This is a genomic window from Streptomyces iakyrus (assembly GCF_000717055.1).
In the GTDB taxonomy this organism is placed as follows: Bacteria; Actinomycetota; Actinomycetes; order Streptomycetales; family Streptomycetaceae; genus Streptomyces; species Streptomyces iakyrus.
Map to the genome: position 1 here is coordinate 29,246 of NZ_JNXI01000004.1, position 24,548 is coordinate 53,793.

The following is a 24,548-nucleotide window of genomic DNA, read 5'->3' on the forward strand; positions in this document are numbered from 1 at the left end:
ACCAGGACGAGGAGGACACCCGTATGGGACAGCCGCAGGAGCAGCCAGAGGGGACCGAGGCAGGCAAACCACCCCTGCGCGTGGGGATGGTGGGCTACGCCTTCATGGGCGCCGCCCACTCCCAGGGCTGGCGCACCGCGGGCCGTGTCTTCGACCTGCCGCTGAACCCCGTGCAGGCCGTGATCTGCGGCCGGGACGCCGCCGCCGTCCGCGCGGCGGCCGACCGGCACGGCTGGGCCTCCACCGAGACCGACTGGCGGGCCCTCGTCGAGCGCGACGACGTCGACCTCGTCGACATCTGCACCCCCGGCGACAGCCACGCCGAGATCGCCCTGGCCGCCCTGGCCGCGGGCAAGCACGTGCTGTGCGAGAAGCCCCTCGCCAACACCGTCGAGGAAGCCACCTCGATGGTCCTGGCGGCCGAGGAGGCCCACGCACGCGGCCAGGTGGCCATGGTCGGCTTCAACTACCGCCGGGTGCCCGCCACCGTCCAGGCGCGCCGCATGGTCGCCGAGGGCCGCCTGGGCAGGCTGCGGCACGTGCGCGTGACGTACCTCCAGGACTGGCTGGTCGACCCGCAGTTCCCGCTGACCTGGCGGCTGCGCAGGGAGCAGGCCGGCTCGGGCTCGCTCGGCGACCTGGGCGCGCACATCGTCGACCTCGCGCAGTACCTGGTGGGGGAGCCGCTGGCGGGCGTCTCCGCGCTGACGGAGACCTTCGTACGGGAACGGCCCCTGCCCACCGGCGCCACGAGCGGACTGTCCGCCGTCACGTCCGCCGGCACCGGCCAGGTCACCGTCGACGACGCCGCCCTGTTCACGGCCCGCTTCCCCTCCGGCGCCCTCGCCTCCTTCGAGGCCACCCGCTACGCCACCGGCCGCAAGAACGCCCTGCGCATCGAACTCAACGGCGAGCGCGGCTCGCTCGCCTTCGATCTGGAGCGGCTCAACGAGCTGTCCTTCCACGACGGCACCGAGCCCGGCGCCGAGGCCGGCTTCCGCCGCATCCTCGTCACCGAACCCGACCACCCCTACCTGGACGCCTGGTGGCCGCCGGGCCACGGCCTCGGCTACGAGCACACCTTCGTCCACCAGGCACGCGACCTCGTCCACGCCATCGCCGAGGGCCGCCGCCCCGAACCCTCCTTCGCCGACGGGCTACAGGTGCAGCGCGTGCTCGCGGCGGTGGAGGAGAGTGCCGAGAAGAACTCCGTCTACACGCCGATCGCGGTCTGAGGAGGCACGTTTCGATGCCGCGCACTTTCACACTCTTCACCGGCCAGTGGGCGGACCTGCCCCTGGAGGAGGTCTGCCGCCTGGCCCGCGACTTCGGCTACGACGGTCTCGAACTCGCCTGCTGGGGAGACCACTTCGAAGTCGACAAGGCGCTGTCCGACCCGGGGTACCTCGACGGCCGCCGGGCCCTGCTCGACAAGTACGGCCTGAAGTGCTGGGCGATCTCCAACCATCTGGTCGGCCAGGCCGTCTGCGACGCGATCATCGACGAACGCCACCAGGCCATCGTGCCCGACGTGGTGTGGGGCGACGGGGACCCCGAAGGGGTCAGGCAGCGGGCCGCCGAACGCATGAAGGACACCGCCCGGGCCGCGGCCGCCTTCGGCGTGAACACCGTCATCGGGTTCACCGGCTCCGCCATCTGGCACCTCGTCGCCATGTTCCCGCCCGCCCCCGAAGCGATGATCGACCGGGGCTACCAGGACTTCGCCGACCGCTGGAACCCGATCCTGGACGTCTTCGACGCCGAGGGCGTGCGGTTCGCGCACGAGGTCCACCCGAGCGAGATCGCCTACGACTACTGGACCACGCAGCGCGCTCTCGACGCCGTCGGGCGGCGACCCGCCTTCGGTCTCAACTTCGACCCCTCCCACTTCGTGTGGCAGGACCTCGACCCCGTCGGCTTCCTCTGGGACTTCCGCGACCGGATCTACCACGTCGACTGCAAGGAGGCCCGCAAGCGCCTGGACGGACGCAACGGCCGGCTCGGCTCCCACCTGCCCTGGGGCGACCCGCGGCGCGGCTGGGACTTCGTCTCCGCCGGGCACGGTGACGTGCCGTGGGAGGACGTCTTCCGGATGCTGCGCTCCATCGACTACCAGGGCCCGGTCTCCGTCGAGTGGGAGGACGCCGGAATGGACCGCCTCCAGGGGGCGCCCGAGGCGCTGACCCGCCTCAAGGCCTTCGACTTCGAGCCGCCCAGCGCGTCCTTCGACGCCGCGTTCAACAGCTGAACCACGCTCCCGGCGCAGGTCGGGGACGGGGACCGGCAGTACCGCCGGTCCCCTCTCCGACCTGCACGGATCCTGCTTTGTCCCGTGCTGGGAGAAAGTACGACCGAGTCCGTCCCAAGGGGTGTTCGCCCCGGACGGACACGGTTACCGTCCTTGATGTGTTCAGGACACATGCACCTCCGGGGTGACGGCGCACCCCGGCGCCCGCACCGCACGTCTTCGCACCCACCCCGTACGGCCCACCCCGTTCCCGGAGGGACTTCGTGCACAGAACCAGACCCAGAAGCACCGCCACCCCCAGGCGGCCCGGACTTCGCACCGCCGTCGCCCTGTTCACCGGCCTGCTCCTCGCCGTGGGCACTCCGGCCACCGTCGCCGGCGCCCACCCCGGCCACCCGGAGCACGACGAACCGGCAGCCGCCGAGGGCCAGTTCCAGCAGGTGCCGCTCGCCAAGGGCGAGCCCGAGACGGGCGAGCCGATGTCGCTCGCCGTGCTCCCGGACCGCAGCGTGCTGCACACCTCACGCGACGGCACCCTGCGCCTCACCGACCAGGGCGGCGTCACCAAGGTCGCCGGCAAGCTCGACGTCTACAGCCACGACGAGGAAGGCCTCCAAGGCGTCGGCATCGACCCGGACTTCAAGAACAACCGGGCGATCTACCTCTACTACGCCCCGCCGCTCGACACCCCCGCGGGCGACGCCCCGGAGACCGGCACCGCCGAGGACTTCAAGAAGTTCGACGGCGTCAACCGCCTCTCCCGCTTCGTGCTCAACGCCAACGGCACGCTGAACATGTCCAGCGAGAAGAAGGTCCTGGACGTCGCGGCCTCCCGGGGCATCTGCTGCCATGTCGGCGGCGACATCGACTTCGACGCGGACGGCAACCTCTACCTGTCGACCGGCGACGACACCAACCCCTTCGCCTCCGACGGCTACACGCCGATCGACGACCGGCCGAACCGCAACCCGGCCTTCGACGCCCGCCGCAGCTCCGGCAACACCAACGACCTGCGCGGCAAGATCCTCCGCATCAAGGTCGCCGAGGACGGCTCCTACACCGTCCCGGAGGGCAACCTCTTCGCCCCGGGCACCGAGAAGACCCGGCCCGAGATCTATGCGATGGGCTTCCGGAACCCCTTCCGGATGAGCGTCGACGACAAGACCGGCACCGTCTACGTCGGCGACTACGGCCCGGACGCCGGCGCCGCCGACCCCAAGCGCGGCCCCGGAGGCCAGGTCGAGTTCGCCAAGGTGACCGAGCCCGCCAACTTCGGCTGGCCCTTCTGCACCGGCGACAACGACGCCTACGTCGACTACGACTTCGCCACCAAGGAGTCCGGCGAGCCGTTCGACTGCGCAGCCCCCAAGAACACCTCGCCGTACAACACGGGCCTGACCGACCTGCCGCCCGCGCAGGCCGCCTGGATCCCGTACGACGGCGGGTCCCTGCCCGAGTTCGGCAGCGGCTCCGAGTCCCCGATGGCCGGCCCGGTCTACCGCTACGACCCCGAGCTGAACTCCAGCGTGAAGTTCCCCGAGGCCTACGACGGTGACTTCTTCGCCGGCGAGTTCGGCCGCCGCTGGATCAAGCGCATCGAGCAGGACGGGGACGGCTCCGTCGCGAAGATCAACGACTTCCCGTGGACCGGCACCCAGATCATGGACATGGAGTTCGGCCCCGACGGCGCGCTCTACGTCCTCGACTACGGCGTCTCCTGGTTCCAGGGCGACGAGAACTCCGCCCTGTACCGGATCGAGAACGCCGAGGACGGCTTCTCGCCGATCGCCGAGGTGAACGCCGACAAGACGTCCGGCGCGGCCGGCCTGAAAGTCAAGTTCACCGCCTCCGCCAAGGACGCCGACTCCACGGACCTCACCTACAGCTGGGACTTCGGCGACGGCACCAAGGGCGAGGGTCTCAACCCCGCCCACCGCTACAAGAAGGTCGGCACCTACAGCGCGACCTTCACGGCCAAGGACCCCGAGGGAAACACCGGCAACGCCAGCATCCGGATCGTGGTCGGCAACACCGAGCCCAAGGTCAGGATCGACATCCCCGGCAACGGCGCCCTGGCCGAATTCGGCAAGCCCGTCCCGTTCAAGGTGACCGTCACCGACCCCGAGGAGGCCGTCGACTGCTCCAAGGTCAAGGTCACCTACAGCCTCGGCCACGACTCCCACGCCCACGAACTGACCAGTGAGATGGGCTGCGAGGGCACCCTGACACCGCCCCCCGGAGACGGCGGCCACGACCCCAACGCCAACATCTACGGCGTCGTCGGCGCCGGCTACACCGACGGCGGGGCCAACGGCCAGGAGGAGCTGACCGGCACGGCCCGCACCGTCCTCCAGCCGCTGCACCGCCAGGGCGAGCACTTCAGCACCCAGTCGGGCGTGTCGGTGATCACCAAGACCGGCGCCAACGGCGGCAAGACCGTCGGCGACATCAACGACGGCGACTGGATCTCCTTCACCCCCTACCGGTTCGACGGGCAGAAGAAGATGACCGTGCGCGCCTCCTCGGGCGGCGCGGGCGGCTTCGTCGAGCTGCGCACCGGCTCGCCCGACGGACCGCTGCACGGCTCGGCCTACATCCCGCCGACCGGCGGCTGGGAGACGTTCCAGAACGTCGACGTGCCCCTGCGGTCGCTGCCGAAGAAGACCACGGACATCTACCTCGTCTTCAAGGGCGGCGAGGGCGCGCTGTTCGACGTGGACGACTTCGAGTTCTCCAAGCAGCCGTTCAAGGGCGGCAAGAAGGTCCTCGTCTTCTCCAAGACCGCCGGCTTCCGGCACGACTCCATCCCGGCCGGCATCGCCGCGCTGAAGGAACTGGGCGGCCCGGCCGGCATCACGGTCGACGCCACCGAGGAGGCCAGGCAGTTCACCACGGCCAACCTCGCCAAGTACGACGCGGTCGCCTTCCTGTCCACCACGGGTGACGTCCTCAACGCCGAACAGCAGAAGGCGTTCGAGAACTACGTGGCGGGCGGCGGCGGGTACATGGGCATCCACGCGGCGGCCGACACCGAGTACGACTGGGAGTTCTACGGCGGCCTCGTCGGCGCCTACTTCGACTCGCACCCGGCCATCCAGAAGGCCACCGTCCGCGTCGAGGACCACGACCACCCGTCCACCGGGCACCTCGACGACGCCTGGGAGCGCACCGACGAGTGGTACAACTACCGCACCAACCCGCGGGACAAGGCCAAGGTCCTCGCCACCCTCGACGAGACCACCTACCAGGGCGGCACCATGAAGGGCGACCACCCGATCGCCTGGTGCCAGAGCTACGGCGGCGGCCGCTCCTTCTACACCGGCGGCGGCCACACCAAGGAGTCCTACGCCGAAGAGGCCTTCCGGGCCCACCTGCTCGGCGGCCTCCAGTACGCCACCGGCCAGGTGAAGGCGGACTGCAAGCCGGGCAAGGACTACCGGACGATCTTCAACGGCCAGACCCTGGACGGCTGGAAGCAGGCCGGACCCGGCAAGTTCACCGTCAAGGACGGCGTCATGGAGTCCGAGGGCGGCATGGGTCTGCTCTGGTACCAGGCCAAGGAGCTGAAGTCGTACTCCCTCAAGCTTGACTGGAAGATGCGGGGCGACGACAACTCCGGGATCTTCGTGGGCTTCCCCGCCTCCGACGACCCCTGGTCCGCGGTGAACAAGGGCTACGAGATCCAGATCGACGCCACCGACGCCGCCGACCGCACCACGGGCTCCGTCTACTCCTTCAAGTCGGCCAACACCAAGGCCCGTGACCAGGTCCTGCGGCCGCCCGGCCAGTGGAACTCCTACGAGATCAAGGTCCAGGGCGAACGCCTCCAGGTGTTCCTCAACGGAGTCAAGATCAACGACTTCACCAACAAGGACCCCCAGCGGAGCCTGACCGACGGCTACATCGGCCTGCAGAACCACGGCGCCGCCGACCATGTCTCCTTCCGCAACATCCAGCTCAAGGAACTGCCCGTCCAGGGCCAGTGAACGGCGGCGGGCGGGGGACGCCGGACCCCCGCCCGCCGTCTCCGTCCCCCCGGGGCTCGCGCACGATCAGGAGGCTGCCCATGTCCGCGTCCCTCTCCCGACCGCGTGTGGGGGTGTGGCTGATCGGAGCCAGAGGTTCCGTCGCCACCACCGTCGTCACGGGGTGCGCCGCCGTCACCGCGGGCCTGCACCCGCCCACCGGCATGGTCACCGAGACACCAGCGTTCACCGACAGCGGCCTGCCCGCGCTGTCCGACCTCGTCTTCGGCGGTCACGACACCCTCGACTGCCCCCTGCCCAAACGTGCCGAGACCCTCACCGCCGGCGGCGTCCTCCCCCCGGGCGTCGCCACCGCCGTCTCGGCCGAACTGGCCATCGCCGACCGGGAGATCCGACCCGGCGGCCCCACACCGGGGGACACCAGGAGCGAGGCCGAACTGATCACGGCCTTCGCCGGCGACCTACGCGACTTCATGCACCGCCACGCACTGGAACGGGCCGTGGTCGTGAACGTCGCCTCCACCGAACCCGCCTCCCAAGGGCCCGGCGCCCCGCTCCCGGCCAGCACCCTCTACGCCCTCGCGGCCCTGCGCGCCGGCTGCCCCTACGTCAACTTCACCCCCTCCGAGGGCATGCACCACCCCGTCGCCGCCCGCGCGGCCGAGCACAGCGGCCTGCCGTACGCCGGCCGGGACGGCAAGACCGGGCAGACGCTGCTGCGAGCCGTGCTGGGCCCGATGTTCGCGCAGCGGGCGCTGAGGGTCCGGGCCTGGTCCGGCACGAACCTGCTCGGCGGCGGAGACGGCGCGGCTCTCGCCGACCCGGCCGCCGCCGCGGCGAAGAACGCGGGCAAGGAACGCGTCCTCGCCGACACCCTCGGTACCGTCCCCGAGGGCGAGGTTCACATCGACGATGTCCCCGCCCTCGGCGACTGGAAGACCGCCTGGGACCACATCGCCTTCGACGGCTTCCTCGGCACCCGCATGATCCTCCAGACCACCTGGCAGGGCTGCGACTCGGCCCTCGCGGCACCCCTGGTACTCGACCTGGCCCGCCTGACCGCCCGCGCCCACGAGGCAGGGCTGTCCGGTCCGCTCGGCGCGCTCGGCTTCTATTTCAAGGACCCGGTGGGGGAGGGACCCGCGGGCTTGTCCGAGCAGTACGAGGAACTGCTCCGCTTCGGGCAGAGCCTCGGGCGGGCGGATGGAGAGGGCCGTGGGGCGCGGTCGGTGACGGACGCCGAGGAGAGGGAGACGGGGGGGCGGGAGACAGGGGAGTGGGAGACGGGGGAAGCGCTGTGACACTGCGCCGGAGTCCTTGCGGGTGCCGCGACGGGGCGCCCGGGGGCGCTGCCTCCGGAGGCAGCGCCAGTGGCAATCCTGGAGGCGGTGCCAGTGGTGCCGACGCTGGTGTTGGCAGTGGCGCCGACGGCGGCGTTGCCAGCGGCTCCGACGGCGGCGTTGTCAGTGGTGCCGCTGATGGCACGGCCCCCTGCGCATGCGCAGGCCGCCGCTCGCGGCGTAGCCGGGCCTGGGCCGAACTCCTGCGTCTGCCCGCCTTGTTCAGCGTCCCCGGGGACGCCCTGGCCGGCGTGGCCGCCACCGGTTCGGCACCCGGCTCCCGCACCCTGCTCGCCATCGGTTCCTCCCTCTGCCTCTACGAAGCCGGCATGGCCCTCAACGACTGGGCGGACCGCGACATCGACGCCGTCGAACGTCCGCACCGCCCCCTGCCCTCCGGCCGCGTCCGGCCCGCCGCGGCGCTCACTGCGGCCTGCGCCCTCACCGGTGCCGGACTGGCCCTGGCCGCGCGCGCGGGCCGCCCGGCCCTGGCCGTAGCCGTGCCTCTGGCGGCGACCGTCTGGGTGTACGACCTCGGGCTGAAGCACACGCCCGCCGGACCCGTGGCCATGGGCGCGGCCCGCGGCCTCGACCTGCTCCTGGGAGCCGCGGCCACGACGGGCCGTGCCCGCCCCGCCCTGCCCTCCGCGGCCCTCCTCGGCACCCACACCCTGGCCGTCACCACGGTCTCCCGCCAGGAGGCCCAGGGCGGCTCACCGCTGACCCCCCTGGCGGCCCTCGCGACGACGGCCCTGCTGACCCGACAAGTGACGCGTCGCTCCGCCCCGCCGACAAGAGGCCACGGTGCGCCGGCCAAGGACACTGGGACCGCCTCTGCGCTGAAGGGTCCCCGAAGGCCGCCCCGGAACCCAGGGCAGGAGTCCGCGGCGCTGCTCACCACCGCCCTCGGAGCCGCCTACGCGGCGACGACCGCCCGCCCCTACTTCCACGCCGCCCTGAATCCCTCACCCCCGCTCACCCAACGCGCTGTCGGCGCCGGCATCCGCGCGACCATCCCCCTCCAGGCCACCCTGGTCGCCCGCTCCCGGAGCACGGCCACCGCCCTCCTCATCGCGGCCCTGGCCCCACTCGGAGCGAGGTTCGCGAAGAAGGTGAGCGTCACATGAGCCCCGAAGCCCGGATCTCGGAGAGCAGCGAGGCCGGCGCCTCACACGCGACTCGGGCTGTCTCTCCCCCCACCCCCACTCAGGGCCCTGCCTCCACGGCCGGACGACAACTGGGATACTGCCGTGTCTGACACCCCCTCCGTGCGGGCCGCCGCCTCGCCCAACGCCGCTCCTGCCACCACCACCGCCCCGCCGGGCGGCACCCTCCCTTCCCTCCGCTTCGGCTACGGCACCAACGGTCTCGCCGATCTCCGGCTCGACGACGCCCTCGCGCTCCTCGCCGACCTTGGCTACGACGGCGTCGGACTGACCCTCGACCACATGCACCTCGACCCGCTCGCTCCCGACCTCGCCACCCGCACCCGCCGGGTCGCACAGCGGCTGGACTCGCTCGGGCTGGGCGTCACCGTCGAGACGGGTGCCCGCTATGTGCTCGACCCTCGCCGCAAGCACGGCCCGTCCCTGCTGGACCCGGACCCCGACGACCGGGCCCGCCGCACCGACCTGCTCGCCCGGGCCGTCCGGGTCGCCGCCGACCTCGGCGCGCACGCGGTTCACTGCTTCAGCGGAACCGTGCCGGCGGGAACCGACACCGAGACCGCGTGGAAGCGCCTCGCCGAGTCCCTCGCTCCCGTCCTGGACGCCGCCGCCCGCGCGGGCGTCCCGCTCGCCGTCGAACCCGAGCCGGGCCACCTCCTCGCCACCCTGGCCGACTTCCACCACCTCCGCCGTGCCCTCGGCGACCCCGAACTCCTCGGCCTCACCCTGGACATCGGCCACTGTCAGTGCCTCGAACCCTTCTCTCCCGCCGACTGCGTGCGGGCCGCCGCCCCCTGGCTGCGACACGTCCAGATCGAGGACATGCGCCGCGGCGTCCACGAACACCTCCCGTTCGGCGAGGGGGAGATCGACTTCCCGCCGGTCCTCGCGGCCCTCGCCGCCACCGGCTACCAGGGCCTGGCCGTCGTCGAACTGCCCCGCCACTCGCACGCCGGCCCTCACTTCGCCGCGCACTCCCTGCCGTTCCTCCGTCAGGCCGAGCGGACCGCGGCCACCGCGCAGCCCGGCCCCGCCGAGGCCCTCCAGCAGACCGCGCCACCCCACGGCGCTCCCTCCACCGCCCCTGAAGGGAGCAGCAGATGAGCCACCCCCGCACCACTCCCACGGCGAGAACCGAGAGCGCCCAGGACGCCCAGGGCGCCAGAACCCACACCGGCGAATCCACCCCTGCCACCGCCTCCACCTCTCCCCCTCCCTCCCTCACAGACCTCCGCGACCACCTCACCACCCACCTGGACCCACCAGCCCGCACCTGGCTCGACCACGCCCTCGACGAGGCGGCCGCCCACCCCGGCCTCCACGGGCCCATCTCCGTATGGGAGCTGCGGCTCGCCGAAGCCGGCCGGCGCTGCGGCCCCGCACACGCCGACGCCGCACGGGTCCTGATCCTCGACGCGGCCCGCGCCGGCACCGACGCGCTGACCCGGGTGTACTTCCAGGGCACCGCCGACGAGCGCAGAGCCGTGCTGCACGCCCTGCCCCACCTCGTGTCCGGCCCGGGCGCCCTCCCGCTGATCGAGGACGCCCTGCGCACCAACGACACCCGGCTCCTCAGCGCCGCCGTCGGCCCCTACGCCGCCCGGCACCTGACGGCCCACGCCTGGCGTCATGCCGTGCTGAAGTGCCTGTTCACCGGCGTCCCCGTGGACCACGTGGCGGACCTGCCCCGGCGTGCCGCCGGCGACGGCGAACTCGCCCGCATGCTGGCCGACTACGCCGCCGAACGCACCGCCGCCGGCCGCTCCGTCCCCGAGGACCTGTACCGCGTCCTGGACCTGACCGAGTCCGTCACCCCGGCTGCTCCTGGCACGGACCACCCCCACGGCAAGGAGTCCTGATGCGCATCTTCGACCCCCACATCCACATGACGTCCCGGACCACCGACGACTACGAGGCCATGTACGCCGCCGGTGTGCGTGCCGTCGTCGAGCCGTCCTTCTGGCTGGGCCAGCCCCGGACCTCGCCTGCCTCCTTCCGTGACTACTTCGACTCCCTCCTCGGCTGGGAGCCCTTCCGTGCAGCGCAGTACGGCATCGCCCACCACTGCACGATCGCCCTCAATCCCAAGGAGGCGAACGACCCGCGCTGCACGCCCGTCCTCGACGAGCTGCCCCGCTATCTCGTGAAGGACAACGTCGTGGCCGTCGGGGAGATCGGCTATGACTCGATGACCCCCGCGGAGGACACCGCCCTCGCGGCGCAACTGCAACTCGCGGCCGACCACGGACTGCCCGCCCTCGTGCACACCCCCCACCGCGACAAGCTCGCCGGGCTGCGCCGCACCCTCGACGTCGTCCGGGAGTCCGCCCTGCCCGCGGACCGCGTCCTCGTCGACCACCTCAACGAGACGACCGTCAAGGAGGCCAGGGACAGCGGCTGCTGGCTGGGCTTCTCCGTCTATCCCGACACCAAGATGGACGAGGAACGCATGATCGCGATCCTGCGCTCCCACGGGACCGAACAGGTCCTGGTGAACTCCGCCGCCGACTGGGGCAAGAGCGACCCCCTCAAGACCCGCAAGGTCGGCGACCTGATGCTCGCCGAGGGCTTCGACGAGGACGACGTCGACCAGGTGCTGTGGCGCAACCCCGTCGCCTTCTACGGACTCAGCGGCCGCCTCAACCTGGACGTCACCGGGACGGAGACCACCCACGAGGGCAACTCCATCCTGCGCGGGGTCCCGCGGGAGCCGCACGAGCCGCTCACCGGCTCCGGCACGCCGGCACGCGTGACCCCCGCGGAGGCGTGAACCATGCGCTTCCGCCACCCCGACGGATCCACCGTCCACCTCGCCTACTGCACCAACGTCCATCCTGCCGAGACCCTCGACGGCGTCCTCGCCCAGCTCCGTGACCACTGCGAACCCGTCCGTCGCCGCCTGGGCCGCGACCGGCTCGGCATCGGACTGTGGCTGGCCAAGAACGCCGCCCACGCCCTCGTCACCGACCCCTCCACACTGCGTGGGCTGCGCACCGAGCTGGACCGGCGCGGTCTCGAAGTCGTCACCCTCAACGGCTTTCCCTATGAGGGCTTCGGCGCCGAGGAGGTCAAGTACCGCGTCTACAAGCCGGACTGGGCCGACCCCGAACGCCTCGACCACACCACCGCCCTGGCCCGCGTCCTCGCCGGGCTCCTTCCCGACGACGTCACCGACGGGACCATCTCCACCCTGCCCCTCGCCTGGCGCACCGCGTTCGACGACGAACACGCGGACACCGCCCGCACCGCGCTGCGCACCCTCGCCGAACGCCTCGACGCCATAGAGGAGCTGACCGGCCGCTCCATCCGCGTCGGCCTGGAACCGGAGCCCGGCTGCGTCGTCGAGACCACCCGCGACGCCATCGCCCCGCTCGCCGCGATCGGCCACGACCGCATCGGCATCTGCGTCGACACCTGCCATCTCGCCACCTCCTTCGAAGATCCGCACGCCGCCTTCGACGCCCTCACCGAGGCGCGCGTCCCCGTCGTCAAATCCCAGCTCTCCGCCGCCCTGCACGCCGAACACCCCCATCTCCCCGGCGTCCGTGAGGCTCTCGCCGCCTTCGCCGAACCCCGCTTCCTGCACCAGACCCGCACCGCCACAGCGGCCGGCCTGCGCGCCACGGACGACCTCGACGAGGCCCTCGCCGGGCACGCCCTGCCGGACGCCTCACCCTGGCGCGCCCACTTCCACGTCCCGCTGCACGCGGCCCCCGCCGCGCCCCTCACCTCCACCCTCCCGGTTCTGAAGTCCGCACTGACCCGGCTCGTCGGCGGCCCGGCCCCGCTCACCCGCCACCTGGAGGTCGAGACCTACACCTGGCAGGCCCTCCCGCCCGAGTCGCGCCCCAGGAGCCGCACCCAGCTCGCCGAGGGCATCGCAGCCGAACTCACCCTCGCCCGCGACCTGCTGACCGACCTCGGCCTGAAGGAGCTGCCATGAGCACCGGTCCCCATGACCACCCGGGCCTGGGCGTCAGGCTCCCGACCACCACGGGCCGCCCCACCCCGCTCCTCGTCCTCGACGTCGTCGGCCTCACCCCCCGTCTCCTCGACCACATGCCCCACCTCAAGGCGCTCGGCCAGTCAGGCTCCCGCGCCCCGCTCGGCACCGTCCTGCCCGCCGTCACCTGCACCGCCCAGTCCACGTTCCTCACCGGCACCATGCCCTCGGAGCACGGCATCGTCGGCAACGGCTGGTACTTCCGGGAACTCGGCGAAGTCCTGCTGTGGCGCCAGCACAACGGGCTCGTGGCCGGCGACAAGCTCTGGGACGCCGCCCGCCGCGCCCACCCCGGCTACACCGTCGCGAACATCTGCTGGTGGTACGCCATGGGCGCGGACACCGACATCACCGTCACCCCACGCCCGGTCTACTACGCCGACGGACGCAAGGAACCCGACTGCTACACCCGGCCGGCCGCACTGCACGACGAACTCACCGCGGAATGCGGCACGTTCCCCCTGTTCCACTTCTGGGGCCCCGGCGCCGACCTCGTCTCCAGCCGGTGGATCATCGACGCGACCCGCCACATCGTCCGCACCCGGCACCCCGACCTGACGCTCTGCTACCTCCCTCATCTCGACTACGACCTGCAGCGCTTCGGCCCCGACGACCCGCGCTCCCTGAAGGCGGCCGCCGACCTCGACGCCGCCCTGGCCCCGCTGCTGGACGACGCCCGCGCAGAAGGCCGTACCGTCGTCGCACTGTCCGAGTACGGCATCACCCCTGTGAACCGGCACGTCGACATCAATCGCGCCCTGCGCCGCGCCGACCTGCTGGAGGTGCACACACAGGACGGGATGGAGTACCTCGACCCGATGGCGTCCCGCGCCTTCGCGGTCGCCGACCACCAGATCGCCCATGTCTACGTGCGACGCCCCGAGGACCTCGACGCCACCAGGGCCGCCCTCGACGGCCTGCCCGGCATCGCTGAACTCCTCGATGACGAGGGCAAGAAGAGCCATCATCTCGACCATCCGCGCGCGGGCGAACTCGTCGCCGTGGCGGAACCCGACGCCTGGTTCACGTACTACTACTGGCTCGACGACGACCGCGCGCCCGACTTCGCGCAACTCGTCGAGATCCACCGCAAACCCGGCTACGACCCGGTCGAACTCTTCATGGATCCCCTAGACCCGTACGTCAAGGTCAAGGCGGCCACCGCACTGGCGCGCAAGAAGCTCGGCATGCGCTACCGCATGGCGGTCGTGCCCCTGGACCCCTCACCTATTCGCGGCAGCCACGGCCGCCTTCCGGCGAGCGACGACGACGGTCCGCTCCTCATCTGCTCCACCCCCCGTGCCGTCGGCGACCGCGTCGCGGCCACCGATGTGAAGTCACTGCTGCTCCGACTCGCCGGTCTCGCCTGAGGCCACAGCCCTCAGTACCGACTGGTCACAAGTGAAGCACTCACCACTGACAACGCCCCGCGATCACGAGGAGTTCCACGCATGAGCCGCTTCTCCCAGCCCGACCCCGAACTCACCCACCGCCTCAGCAGACGAGGCATGCTCGGCGTCGCCGCCGGTGCCACCGCCGCCGCCCTGCTCGGCGCCGCGGCCCCGGCCACCGCCGCCCCCGCCACGGCATCCACCGGCACCGCGCCCGGCGCCAAGGGCCGGGGCCGCCCCGTCCTGCCGCCCGGCCGCCTCGGCATCCAGCTGTACAGCCTGCGCGACAAGGTCTCCACCCTCGGCTTCGGCCCGGTCTTCGCCGAACTGGAGCGATACGGCTACGACGAGGTCGAGTTCGCCGGCTACACGCAGGGCTCGGCGGGCCCCATCACCCTCGCCCAGCTCAAGCGGCTGGCCCGCAACCACGGCCTGAACCCGATCGGCAGCCACGTCGGCTACTACTCCTCCGACCCGGGCGCCTACACGTTCGCCCAGAACCTCACCAAGGTCCTCGACGACGCCCAGGCCCTCGGCCTGCGGCACATCGGCACGGCCGCGGGCCCGTTCCGCTACGGCTCGACCGTCGACGCCTGGAAGCGCGCCGCCGAGGACTTCAACACGTACGGCGCGGCGGCGAAGGCCCGGGGCATGAAGTTCTACCAGCACAACCACTCCGAGGAGTTCTCCTTCGCCACCGACAACCCCAAGGTCCGTCTCTACGACATCCTGCTCAAAGAGACCGACCCCGACCTCGTGTACCTGGAGATGGACATCTACTGGGCGTACGTCGGCCAGTTCCGCTTCTCCAAGCGCCCCGACGGCACGCCCGCGCCCTTCGAGCCGCTCAACTACGTCCTGCGACAGCCCGACCGCTACCCGCTCTTCCACGTGAAGGACGGCGAGAGCGACCCGTCGAACCCGTACGGCTACCGCATGACCGACGTCGGCGACGGCGACATCGACTACCAGCGGTTCATATCCGCCGTGACCCGGCTGCGCGGCCACCGCATGGCCCACCACTGGCAGGCCGAGCACGACAACCCGGCCGAGTCCTTCACCTTCGCGCGCCGCTCCAGCGCGCACCTGCACTCCCTGAGGGAGAAGTGCTGACGGCCCAACAAACGTGAGGAGGCCCTTCCCCGGCCGGGGAAGGGCCTCCTCACGTGGGGGACGGTCAGCCTCCGGGTCGCGCCCGGCCCGGGACGTCCCCGCCCGTCCCGCCGGGGCGGCGGACGCGTGGGTGGCTGTCGGTCGTTCGGCGCTGGGGACGGTGTCAGGCGGCGGACGGTGCCGAGGGGCTGGGTGCCGCGGCCGGATCCGGCGTCATGTCAGGTGGTGTCCTCGCCGAGCGGTTGCGGGTTGGGGGAGATGCGGCGCGTTTCCTTGTCGCGTCCCGGCGGGGTCAGGAACAGTGCCACGCAACCGGCGAACAGGGAGATGGAGCCGGCCAGGATGAAGGCACCGGAGTGCCCCCAAGCGCCGACGACCACGGCACCCATGCCGGCGCCCAGGCCGGAGACGAGCTTGGCGCTGTAGACCATGCCGTAGTTGGACGCGTTGTTGTTCTCACCGAAGTAGTCGGCGGTGAGTGCGGCGAACATCGGGAAGATGGCGCCGCCGCCGAAGCCGGAGATCGAGGAGAAGACGAGGAACAGCGGAAGGTTCTCGGCGTTCGCCGACCAGAGGATGCCGTACTGGGACAGGCCCAGGATCACGCAGACGACGAGCAGGCACCGCTTGCGGCCGTACAGGTCGGAGAGCCAGCCGATGACACCGCGGCCGGTGCCGTTGACGATGGCCTTCAGGGACATGGCCGTGGCGACGATCCCGCCCGCGAACCCGGCCTCCTCACCGATCTCCACCTGGAAGGCGATGCCGAAGATGTTCACGCCGGACGTGCACGCCAGACAGAACCACATCAGGGCGACCCGGCCGGTCTTCCACGCCTCCTTGGGGGAGTACTGGCGCACCGCCGGCGGGTTCATCCGCAGCGAGCGGGCCGCGCGCGGGTCGTCCGGCGGGTTCAGCGGGTCGATCGTGGAGGGCCACCAGTTCTTCGGCGGGTCCTTGAAGAAGTAGCCGGAGCACGCGACCATCGCGGCCAGGAACACACCCACCGAGACCAGCACCCAGCGGAAGTTGGTCAGGTCCATGTAGCCGTTGAAGAGGAAGACGAAGGGCACCGAGCCGTAGGCGAAACCGCCGTTGACGAAGCCGGTCTTGCCGCCCTTGCGCTCGGGGTACCACTTGCCGACCATGTTGACGCAGGTGGCGTACACCATGCCCGCGCCCATGCCGCTGAACATGCTGAACCCGATGTAGGCGAACACCACGTGCGGCGCGAAGGCGAGGGACAGGTAGCCCAGCAGCGTGCCGGTGGCGCCGAGCATCATGGCCCAGCGGGCCGGCAGTTTCCCGCTTTCCCGCAGCTTGCCCGCGGGGAAGGCCACCGCGGCCTGGAAGAAGACCCAGACGGTCATCATCCAGAAGATGTGCATGCTGTTCCAGCTGTGCGCCGTGTGCAGGGTGTCCTCGGCGGACGCGAACGCGTACTCGGCGGAGGAGATGCCCATCATGCCGATCCAGGGCAGGATCACCATCCACTTGCGTTTGCGCCCCATGATGTCGATGTCGGTCTCACCGAGGCGGTAGACGCGACCGTTCGCGTCGGTGACCTCCCGGTAGGGAACCGTGGTGGGCAGGTCGGTCGTTGTCATGTCGTGTCGCACCCCTTGCGTCGAAAGATCTGGCCAGCGCCCCCTGTCCCATGCCTTTCGTGCGCGTGCGGCTCCCGGGGCCGGCCGACGCGCACCGTCGGCCGGCCCCCCGGTCACTCACCTCATGTACCGCCCCCCAGCAGTCCCGCCTCCCGTGCCCAGCGGTACTTCGCGCCGAGCACGGCCACCGGCTTCTCGGTCGTGTACGGGTACGCCACGACCCCGTGCTCGAAGAGGTACTGGCACGCCTCCTCGACCTCCACGTCCCCCGCGAGCGACGCCACCACGGGCTTCTCGATCCCCCGCTCCCGGAACTCGGCCACCACGCGCGCGGTGAGCTCTGCGAAGACCATGGGAGGAGTGACGATGGTGTGCCAGTAGCCGAGGACCAGCGCGTGGATGCGCGGATCCTCCAGACCCAGCCGGATCGTCGCCTCGTACGTCGACGGCGGCTCGCCCCCGGTGATGTCCACCGGGTTGCCCGCGGCCCCGAAGGGCGGGATGAACGTCCGGAACGCCTCGTCCAGGTCCGGCGGGATCTCCATCAGCGACAGTCCGTTGTCCGTCACCGCGTCGGACAGCAGCACACCGCTGCCGCCGGCACCCGTGATGATCACGACGTTGCCGCCCTTGGGCGCGGGAAGCACCGGCAACGCGCGCGCGTACTCCAGCATGTCGTTCAGCCCCGGCGCGCGGATCACGCCGGCCTGCCGCAGGATGTCGTCGTACACGGCGTCGTCACCGGCGAGGGCGCCGGTGTGCGAACCGGCCGCCTTGGCGCCCGCCGCGGTCCGCCCGGCCTTCAGCACGACCACCGGCTTCTTCGGCACGGTCGCCCGGGCGGCCTCCACGAAGGCGCGGCCGTCCTTGAGGTCCTCCAGGTGCATCGCGATGCAGTCGGTGTGCGGGTCCTCGCCGAACCAGGTCAGCAGGTCGTCCTCGTCCAGGTCCGACTTGTTGCCGAGCCCGACGATCGCCGACACACCCGTCCTGGTGGTCCGCGCGAAGCCCAGGATGGCCATCCCGATGCCGCCCGACTGCGAGGTCAGCGCCACCCCGCCCTTGACGTCGTACGGCGTGCAGAACGTGGCGCACAGGTCCTGCCAGGTCGAGTAGTAGCCGTAGATGTTCGGCCCCAGCAGCCGTACGCCGTGCCGCTCGGCGATCGCCACGATCTCCGCCTGGAGTTCGTGCTCGCCGGTCTCCGCGAACCCGGAGGGGATCAGCACGGCGTTCGGGATCTTCTTGCGCCCCACCTCCTCCAGGGCCGAGGCCACGAACTTGGCGGGGATCGCGAAGACCGCCACATCCACCTCACCGGGAACGTCCGTGACACTCTTGTACGCCTTGCGGCCCAGAATGTCATCGGCCTTGGGGTTCACCGGATGGATCTCCCCGGCGAACCCTCCGTCGATGAGGTTGCGCATCACCGAATTGCCGATTTTGCCCTGCTCGTTGGAGGCGCCGATCACTGCGACCGAACCCGGCTGCATCAGCCGGCGCATCGAGGTGAGGATCTCCTCGCGCGAGTACGTCCGGCGCGGCGTGGGCTGCGACTCGGCGAGGATCACCCGGATGTCGGCCGCGACGGCCCCCTCCGCGGTCGCGATCACCGGGTTGAGGTCCACCTCGGCGATCTCGGGGAAGTCCGCGACGAGTTGGGACACCCGGCGGATCTGCTCGGCGACGGCCCACCGGTCCACGCCCGCCTGGCCGCGCACCCCGCGCAGGATCTCTGCCGACCGGATCGAGTCCAGCATCGACAGCGCCTCGTCGGCGTTTACCGGCGCGAGCCGGAACGTGACGTCCTTCAGGACCTCCACGAGCACCCCGCCGAGCCCGAAGGCGACCACCTTCCCGAACGTCGGGTCCGTGACCGCGCCGACGATGACCTCCTGCCCCTTCGGCAGCAGCTCCTGCACCTGCACACCCGAGATGCGGGCATCGGCGTCGTAGGCGCGTGCGTTGTCGACGATGGTGTGGAAGGCGGCCCGTACGTCGGTCGCGCCCTCGACCCCGACGATCACTCCGCCGGCGTCGGTCTTGTGCAGGATGTCCGGCGAGACGATCTTCATCACGACGGGCCCGCCGAAGCGCGCCGCGAACGCCACGGCCTCGTCGACGTCCGTCGCCAGTTCCTCGCCCGGCACGGCGATCCCGTACGCGTCGGCGATCACCTTGCCCTCGGGCGCGGTCAGCGCGGTCCGTCCCTCGGCCCGCACGGACTCCAGGAGGGACCGCACCCGCAGGACCCGGTCTTCCGCCATCACGTCAGATCACTCCGTTCGACTTGAGCAGGCGCACTTCCTCGTCGCCGAGGCCGAGTTCGCCGACGTAGACCTCTTCGTTGTGCTCGCCTAGCAGCGGGGAGCTGGTCACCTCGACGGGGGAGTCGGACAGCTTGAGCGGGCTGCCGACGGTCACGAACTCGCCGCGCTCGGGGTGGGGGACGGTGACGACCATGTCGTTGGCGGCGAGCGAACGGTCCTCGATGATCTCCCGGGTGGAGAGGATCGGCCCGCACGGGATGTTGCGCGCGTTGAGCCGCTCCAGCACCTCCCACTTGGGCAGCGTCGAGGACCACTCCTCGATCAGCTGGAACATCTTGCCGAGCTTGGGCAGCCGCGCCTCGGGCGTCGCCCACTCGGGGTCGTCGGCCAGCTCGGGCCGGCCGATGAGCTCGCTGATCGGCTGCCAGCCGACGGGCTGCACGATGACGTACACGTAGTCGTTCGGGCCGCCCGGCGCGCACTTGACGGCCCAGCCGGGCTGGCCGCCGCCGGACGCGTTTCCGGACCTGGGAACCTCGTCGCCGAAGTCGTCGTTGGGATATTCAGCGAGCGGCCCGTGTGCCAGACGCTGCTGGTCCCGCAGCTTCACCCGGCACAGGTTGAGTACGGCGTGCTGCATGGCCACGTTGACCCGCTGCCCGCGCCCGGTGCGCTCCCGTTGGTAGAGCGCGGCGAGGATGCCCGCCACGGCGTGCACACCCGTCCCCGAGTCCCCGATCTGGGCTCCCGTCGCCAGCGGTGGCCCGTCCTCGAAACCGGTGGTCGACATCGACCCGCCCATGGCCTGCGCGACGACCTCGTACGCCTTGAAGTTGGTGTACGGGCCCTCGCCGAACCCCTTGATGGAGGCATAGACGATCCGTGGATTGATCTCCTGGATGCGGTCCCAGGTGAAGCCCATCCGGTCCACCGCTCCCGGGCCGAAGTTCTCGACCATGACGTCGGAGCGCCGGATCAGCTCGGTGAGGATCTCCTTGCCGCGCTCGGTCTTGGTGTTGAGGGTGATGCTCCGCTTGTTGCAGTTGAGCATCGTGAAGTAGAGGGAGTCGACGTCCGGCAGGTCACGCAGCTGCTTGCGCGTGATGTCGCCGGTCGGCGCCTCCAGCTTGACGACGTCCGCGCCGAGCCAGGCGAGCAACTGGGTCGCCGACGGCCCGGACTGGACGTGGGTCATGTCCAGGACGCGGATGCCTTCGAGGGCCTTGGTGGACGTAGGGGGCATCGGGGCACCTCACTTGTACATGGTCTGGTTCATGGTTCCGGGGGCGTACGCGTCGGGGTCGACCCAGACGTTGATCAGCGACGGCTTGCCGGACTCGCGGGCGCGTTGCAGCGCCGGGCCGATGTCGGCGGGGTCGCGGACCTCCTCGCCGTAACCGCCCAGCATCTGGGCGAACTTGTCGTAGTGGACGTCGCCGAGGGTGTTGCCGACCCGGTCGCGGTCCTTGCCGTACTTGGCGGCCTGGCCGTACCGGATCTGGTTCATGGAGGAGTTGTTGCCGACGATGCCGACGAACGGGAGGTCGTAGCGGACGAGCGTCTCGAAGTCCCAGCCGGTCAGGGAGAACGCGCCGTCGCCGAAGAGCGCGACGACCTCCTTGTCGGGCCGCGCCTGCTTGGCCGCGAGCACGAAGGGGACGCCGACGCCGAGCGTTCCGAGGGGCCCCGGGTCCATCCAGTGCCCGGGCGACTTGGGCTGCACGACCTGCCCGGAGAAGGTGACGATGTCGCCGCCGTCACCGATGTAGACCGAGTCCTCGGTGAGGAAGTCGTTGATCTCGCTGACCAGGCGGTAGGGGTGGATGGGTGAGGCGTCGGACTTCAGGTTCGGCAGCCGCTTCTCCAGGGCGGTCTGCTCGGCGGCCCGCAGCTCGTCCAGCCACTCCTTGCGCTTGGACGCACCGCCGTTGATGCGCCCCGAGGCCGCCTCGGTCACGGACTTCAGCACCAGACCGGCGTCGCCCACGATGCCGAGGTCGATGTCGCGGTTCTTGCCGACCGTGCGGTAGTCGAGGTCGATCTGCACGACGGTCGCGTCCGGCGACAGCCGCTTGCCGTAGCCCATGCGGAAGTCGAAGGGCGTCCCGACGATGACGATGACGTCGGCGCCTGAGAAGGCGTACCGGCGGGAGAGCTGGAAGTGGTGCGGGTCGCCGGGCGGGAGGGTGCCGCGTCCCGCGCCGTTCATGTAGGCGGGGATGTTGAGGGCCCGCACGAGCTCGATGGCCGACTCGGTGCCGCGGGTCGTCCACACCTGGCTGCCGAGCAGGATGGCCGGCTTCTCGGCGTGCACCAGCAGGTCGGCCAGCTTCTCGATCGCCTCGGGGTCGCCGGCCGAGCGGGTCGAGGCGCGGTAGGCGCCGCCCTGCGGCACGCGCGCCTTGGCGGCCGGGACCTTGGCGTCCAGGACGTCGCGCGGGATCTCCAGGAAGGAGGGGCCGGGCGCGCCGTGATAGCACTCGCGGAACGCCATGGACACCATGTCTGCGGCGCGGGCCGTGTCGGGCACGGTCGCCGCGAACTTGGTGATCGGGTTCATCATGTCGACGTGCGGCAGGTCCTGGAGGGACCCCATCTTGTGCTGGGTGAGCGCCCCCTGACCGCCGATCAGCAGCATCGGGGACTCCGCGCGGAAGGCGTTGGCGACACCGGTGACGGCGTCGGTCGTCCCGGGGCCGGCGGTGACCACCGCACAGCCGGGCTTGCCGGTGATGCGGGCGTAACCGTCGGCGGCGTGGGCGGCGACCTGCTCGTGGCGTACGTCGACGACCTCGATGCCCTCGTCGACGCAGCCGTCGTAGATGTCGATGATGTGGCCGCCGCACAGCGTGTAGATGCGGTCGACTCCCTCGGCCTTCAGCGCCTTGGCTACGAGATGACCACCGGAAATCAAGTCCTGGGTGTCGTCGGGCATGGCGAAGTCCTGTCCCTTCGTAGGGGGTTGGAGCGGCTCGCAGTACATTGCATACAGTCGACGAATACTGTATGAAGCTTGTTATCCCGCATCCGGTGGGTGGTGTCCAGGGGGCGTGCGGCACTTTCAGTCAGGAGCCGGAAATGGACCTGTACGAACACCAGGCAAGGGAACTCTTCGAAGAACACGGCATCTCGGTGCCGCGGGCCGAGGTGACCGACTCGCCCAAGGAAGCCCGCGAGATCGCACGCCGGCTCGGTGGCCGAGTCGTGGTGAAAGCCCAGGTGAAGACCGGTGGGCGCGGCAAGGCCGGTGGCGTGAGACTCGCCGCCGACCCGGCCGCCGCGGAGCTGACCGCACGCCAGATCCTCGGCATGGACATCAAGGGCCACACGGTCGGCAGAGCCATGCTGGCCCAACCCGTGGACATCGAGAACGAGTTCTACGTGTCCTACGTACTCGACCGCGCGGCGGGCCGCTTCCTCGCGATCGCCTCGGCCGAGGGCGGCATGGAGATCGAGGAGGTCGCCGCCACGCGGCCGGAGGCGGTCGCCCGCATCCCCGTCGACCCGGCCGAGGGCGTGACCTCGGCCAGGGCCGCCGAGATCGCCGACGCGGCCGGGCTGCCGCCCCAGGCCGTCGATGTCCTCGTACGCCTGTGGCAGGTCCTGGTCCGCGAGGACGCCCTCCTCGTCGAGGTCAACCCGCTCGTCCGCACGAAGGAGGGCCGGATCCTCGCGCTCGACGGCAAGGTCGCCCTCGACGACAACGCCCGCTTCCGGCAGGCCCGCTGGGGCGCGGACGACACCGGGCACGACGACCCGCTGGAGGCGGCCGCCGCCGCGAAGGGCCTCAACTACGTCAAGCTGGACGGCGAGGTCGGCATCATCGGCAACGGCGCAGGACTCGTCATGTCGACCCTCGACGTGGTCGCCGGGTGCGGCGCGCGGCCGGCCAACTTCCTCGACATCGGCGGCGGAGCCGGCGCCCAGGTGATGGCGGACGGGCTGTCGGTCATTCTCTCGGACCCGGCCGTGAAATCCGTCTTCGTCAACGTCTTCGGCGGGATCACCGCCTGCGACGCGGTCGCCGACGGCATCGTGCAGGCCCTGGAAACCGTCCGGCTGACCAAGCCGCTCGTCGTCCGCCTGGACGGCAACAACGCGGCGCGGGGCCGGGCCGTTCTCGACGAGCACGCGCATCCGCTGGTCCAGCAGGTCACCACCATGGACGGCGCCGCCGCCCGTGCCGCCGAACTCGCCACCACGGCCTGAGGAGAGGGAACGCCATGGCCATCTACCTCACCAAGGAGAGCACGGTCCTCGTCCAGGGCATGACCGGCGGCGAGGGCATGAAGCACACGCGGCGGATGCTCACCGCCGGCACGAACGTCGTCGGCGGTGTGAACCCGCGCAAGGCGGGCCGCACCGTCGACTTCGACGTCCCCCAGTGCCTTAAGGGCCTGGGAGGTGCCCCCAGGGCCGTACCCGTCTTCGGCTCGGTCGCCGACGGCATGCGTGCGACGGGAGCGGACGTCACCGTGGTCTTCGTGCCGCCCGCCTTCGCCAAGGCGGCCGTGGTCGAGGCCGCCGACGCCGGTATCGGCCTCGCCGTCGTCATCACCGAGGGCATCCCCGTCCACGACTCCGTCGCCTTCACCGCCTACGCCGAGGCCAAGGGCACCCGCATCGTCGGCCCCAACTGCCCGGGCCTCATCACACCCGGCCAGTCCAACGCGGGCATCATCCCGGCCGACATCACCAAGCCGGGCCGGATCGGACTGGTCTCCAAGTCGGGCACGCTGACGTACCAGCTCATGTACGAGCTGCGCGACATCGGCTTCTCCACCTGCGTCGGCATCGGCGGCGACCCCGTCGTCGGCACCACGCACATCGACTGCCTCGCCGCCTTCCAGGACGACCCCGACACCGAACTGATCGTCCTCATCGGCGAGATCGGCGGCGATGCGGAGGAACGGGCGGCGGCGTACATCCGAGAGCACGTCACCAAGCCGGTCGTCGGGTACATCGCCGGTTTCACCGCACCCGAGGGCAAGACCATGGGGCACGCGGGCGCGATCGTGTCCGGCTCCTCCGGTACGGCGGCCGCGAAGAAGGAGGCCCTGGAGGCGGTCGGGGTGAGCGTGGGCAGCACACCGACCGAGACGGCGAAGCTGGTGCTCGCGCGGCTCGAAGGGCGCTAGCGGGCCACCCGCGCCGATTCCCCGGCCGGCTGCCGGGCCACCCGCGCCGACTCCCGGTCGGCTGCTGGGCCATCCACCCGGCTTCCGGTCGGCTGCTGAGCCACCCGCGCCGGCTTCCGGTCGGCTGCCCGGCATCCCACTCCGGCTCCCGGCCGGCTGCTGGGCCATCTATTCCGGCTCCCGGTCGGCTGCCGGGCAACCCACTCCGGGTCCCGGCCGGTCTGCCGGGCCAACTACGCCGACACCCCGGCCGATTGCCCGGCCGGCCATCACCCCCCGCCGACGA

The 24,548-nt window shown here is 71.1% G+C and carries 17 protein-coding genes; 13 read left to right on the top strand and 4 right to left on the bottom strand.

The window, feature by feature from the left end:
* Positions 1-23: 23 nt before the first annotated feature.
* From OO68_RS08315 to OO68_RS08370, 11 genes are all read left to right on the top strand, one after another.
* A complete protein-coding gene (locus OO68_RS08315; protein WP_033307969.1) occupies positions 24-1,235 on the top strand; it encodes a Gfo/Idh/MocA family protein in 1,212 nt (403 codons plus the stop codon).
* A gap of 14 nt (positions 1,236-1,249) precedes the next feature.
* Positions 1,250-2,248 (top strand): sugar phosphate isomerase/epimerase family protein, encoded by a 999-nt coding sequence (locus tag OO68_RS08320; RefSeq protein WP_033307573.1) that lies wholly within the window; start codon positions 1,250-1,252, stop codon positions 2,246-2,248.
* 263 nt (positions 2,249-2,511) lie between these two features.
* Complete coding sequence (locus tag OO68_RS08325; protein ID WP_033307574.1) at positions 2,512-6,234, top strand: ThuA domain-containing protein; 3,723 nt, start codon at positions 2,512-2,514, stop codon at positions 6,232-6,234.
* Positions 6,235-6,314: 80 nt separating this feature from the next.
* The gene (locus OO68_RS08330; RefSeq protein ID WP_245236929.1) at positions 6,315-7,535 is read left to right on the top strand and encodes an inositol-3-phosphate synthase; all 1,221 of its coding nucleotides are present in this window, start codon (positions 6,315-6,317) and stop codon (positions 7,533-7,535) included.
* Positions 7,511-8,701: an SCO3242 family prenyltransferase gene (locus OO68_RS08340; protein ID WP_245236930.1), complete on the top strand. Its 1,191-nt coding sequence runs from the start codon at positions 7,511-7,513 to the stop codon at positions 8,699-8,701. Before OO68_RS08330 ends, OO68_RS08340 begins: the two co-directional genes overlap by 25 nt.
* Positions 8,702-8,842: 141 nt before the next feature.
* Positions 8,843-9,844, top strand: coding sequence for a sugar phosphate isomerase/epimerase family protein (locus tag OO68_RS08345; protein WP_033307973.1), 1,002 nt, complete (start codon positions 8,843-8,845; stop codon positions 9,842-9,844).
* Positions 9,841-10,599, top strand: coding sequence for an EboA domain-containing protein (locus tag OO68_RS08350; RefSeq protein WP_033307575.1), 759 nt, complete (start codon positions 9,841-9,843; stop codon positions 10,597-10,599). The genes OO68_RS08345 and OO68_RS08350 overlap by 4 nt, the downstream gene beginning before the upstream one ends.
* Positions 10,599-11,510 carry a TatD family hydrolase gene (locus OO68_RS08355; protein WP_033307576.1) on the top strand — a complete coding sequence of 304 codons (912 nt, stop codon included), beginning with the start codon at positions 10,599-10,601 and terminating at the stop codon, positions 11,508-11,510. The genes OO68_RS08350 and OO68_RS08355 overlap by 1 nt, the downstream gene beginning before the upstream one ends.
* A gap of 3 nt (positions 11,511-11,513) precedes the next feature.
* The gene (gene eboE, locus OO68_RS08360; protein WP_033307577.1) at positions 11,514-12,683 is read left to right on the top strand and encodes a metabolite traffic protein EboE; all 1,170 of its coding nucleotides are present in this window, start codon (positions 11,514-11,516) and stop codon (positions 12,681-12,683) included.
* Positions 12,680-14,113: an alkaline phosphatase family protein gene (locus tag OO68_RS08365; RefSeq protein ID WP_245236931.1), complete on the top strand. Its 1,434-nt coding sequence runs from the start codon at positions 12,680-12,682 to the stop codon at positions 14,111-14,113. The genes eboE and OO68_RS08365 overlap by 4 nt, the downstream gene beginning before the upstream one ends.
* A gap of 81 nt (positions 14,114-14,194) precedes the next feature.
* On the top strand, positions 14,195-15,247 hold the full coding sequence (locus OO68_RS08370; protein WP_033307578.1) for a sugar phosphate isomerase/epimerase family protein: 1,053 nt from the start codon (positions 14,195-14,197) through the stop codon (positions 15,245-15,247).
* A 218-nt stretch (positions 15,248-15,465) separates the two neighbouring features.
* On the opposite strand, the gene OO68_RS08375 is transcribed toward OO68_RS08370, so the two are convergent.
* From OO68_RS08375 to OO68_RS08390, 4 genes are all read right to left on the bottom strand, one after another.
* Entirely contained in the window at positions 15,466-16,854 is a 1,389-nt protein-coding gene (locus OO68_RS08375) for an OFA family MFS transporter (RefSeq protein WP_033307579.1), read from the bottom strand.
* A gap of 122 nt (positions 16,855-16,976) precedes the next feature.
* The gene (locus tag OO68_RS08380; protein WP_033307975.1) at positions 16,977-19,121 is read right to left on the bottom strand and encodes an acetate--CoA ligase family protein; all 2,145 of its coding nucleotides are present in this window, start codon (positions 19,119-19,121) and stop codon (positions 16,977-16,979) included.
* A 4-nt stretch (positions 19,122-19,125) separates the two neighbouring features.
* Positions 19,126-20,367, bottom strand: a complete 1,242-nt coding sequence (frc, locus tag OO68_RS08385; protein WP_033307580.1) for a formyl-CoA transferase — start codon at positions 20,365-20,367, stop codon at positions 19,126-19,128.
* A gap of 9 nt (positions 20,368-20,376) precedes the next feature.
* Positions 20,377-22,059 (bottom strand): thiamine pyrophosphate-binding protein, encoded by a 1,683-nt coding sequence (locus tag OO68_RS08390; RefSeq protein WP_033307581.1) that lies wholly within the window; start codon positions 22,057-22,059, stop codon positions 20,377-20,379.
* Between the two features lie 143 nt (positions 22,060-22,202).
* Here OO68_RS08390 and sucC point away from each other — a divergent pair, with 143 nt between their 5' ends.
* The gene (sucC, locus tag OO68_RS08395; protein WP_033307582.1) at positions 22,203-23,333 is read left to right on the top strand and encodes an ADP-forming succinate--CoA ligase subunit beta; all 1,131 of its coding nucleotides are present in this window, start codon (positions 22,203-22,205) and stop codon (positions 23,331-23,333) included.
* Positions 23,334-23,347: 14 nt separating this feature from the next.
* Positions 23,348-24,262, top strand: coding sequence for a succinate--CoA ligase subunit alpha (gene sucD, locus OO68_RS08400; RefSeq protein WP_033307583.1), 915 nt, complete (start codon positions 23,348-23,350; stop codon positions 24,260-24,262).
* The last annotated feature ends 286 nt before the right edge of the window (positions 24,263-24,548 follow it).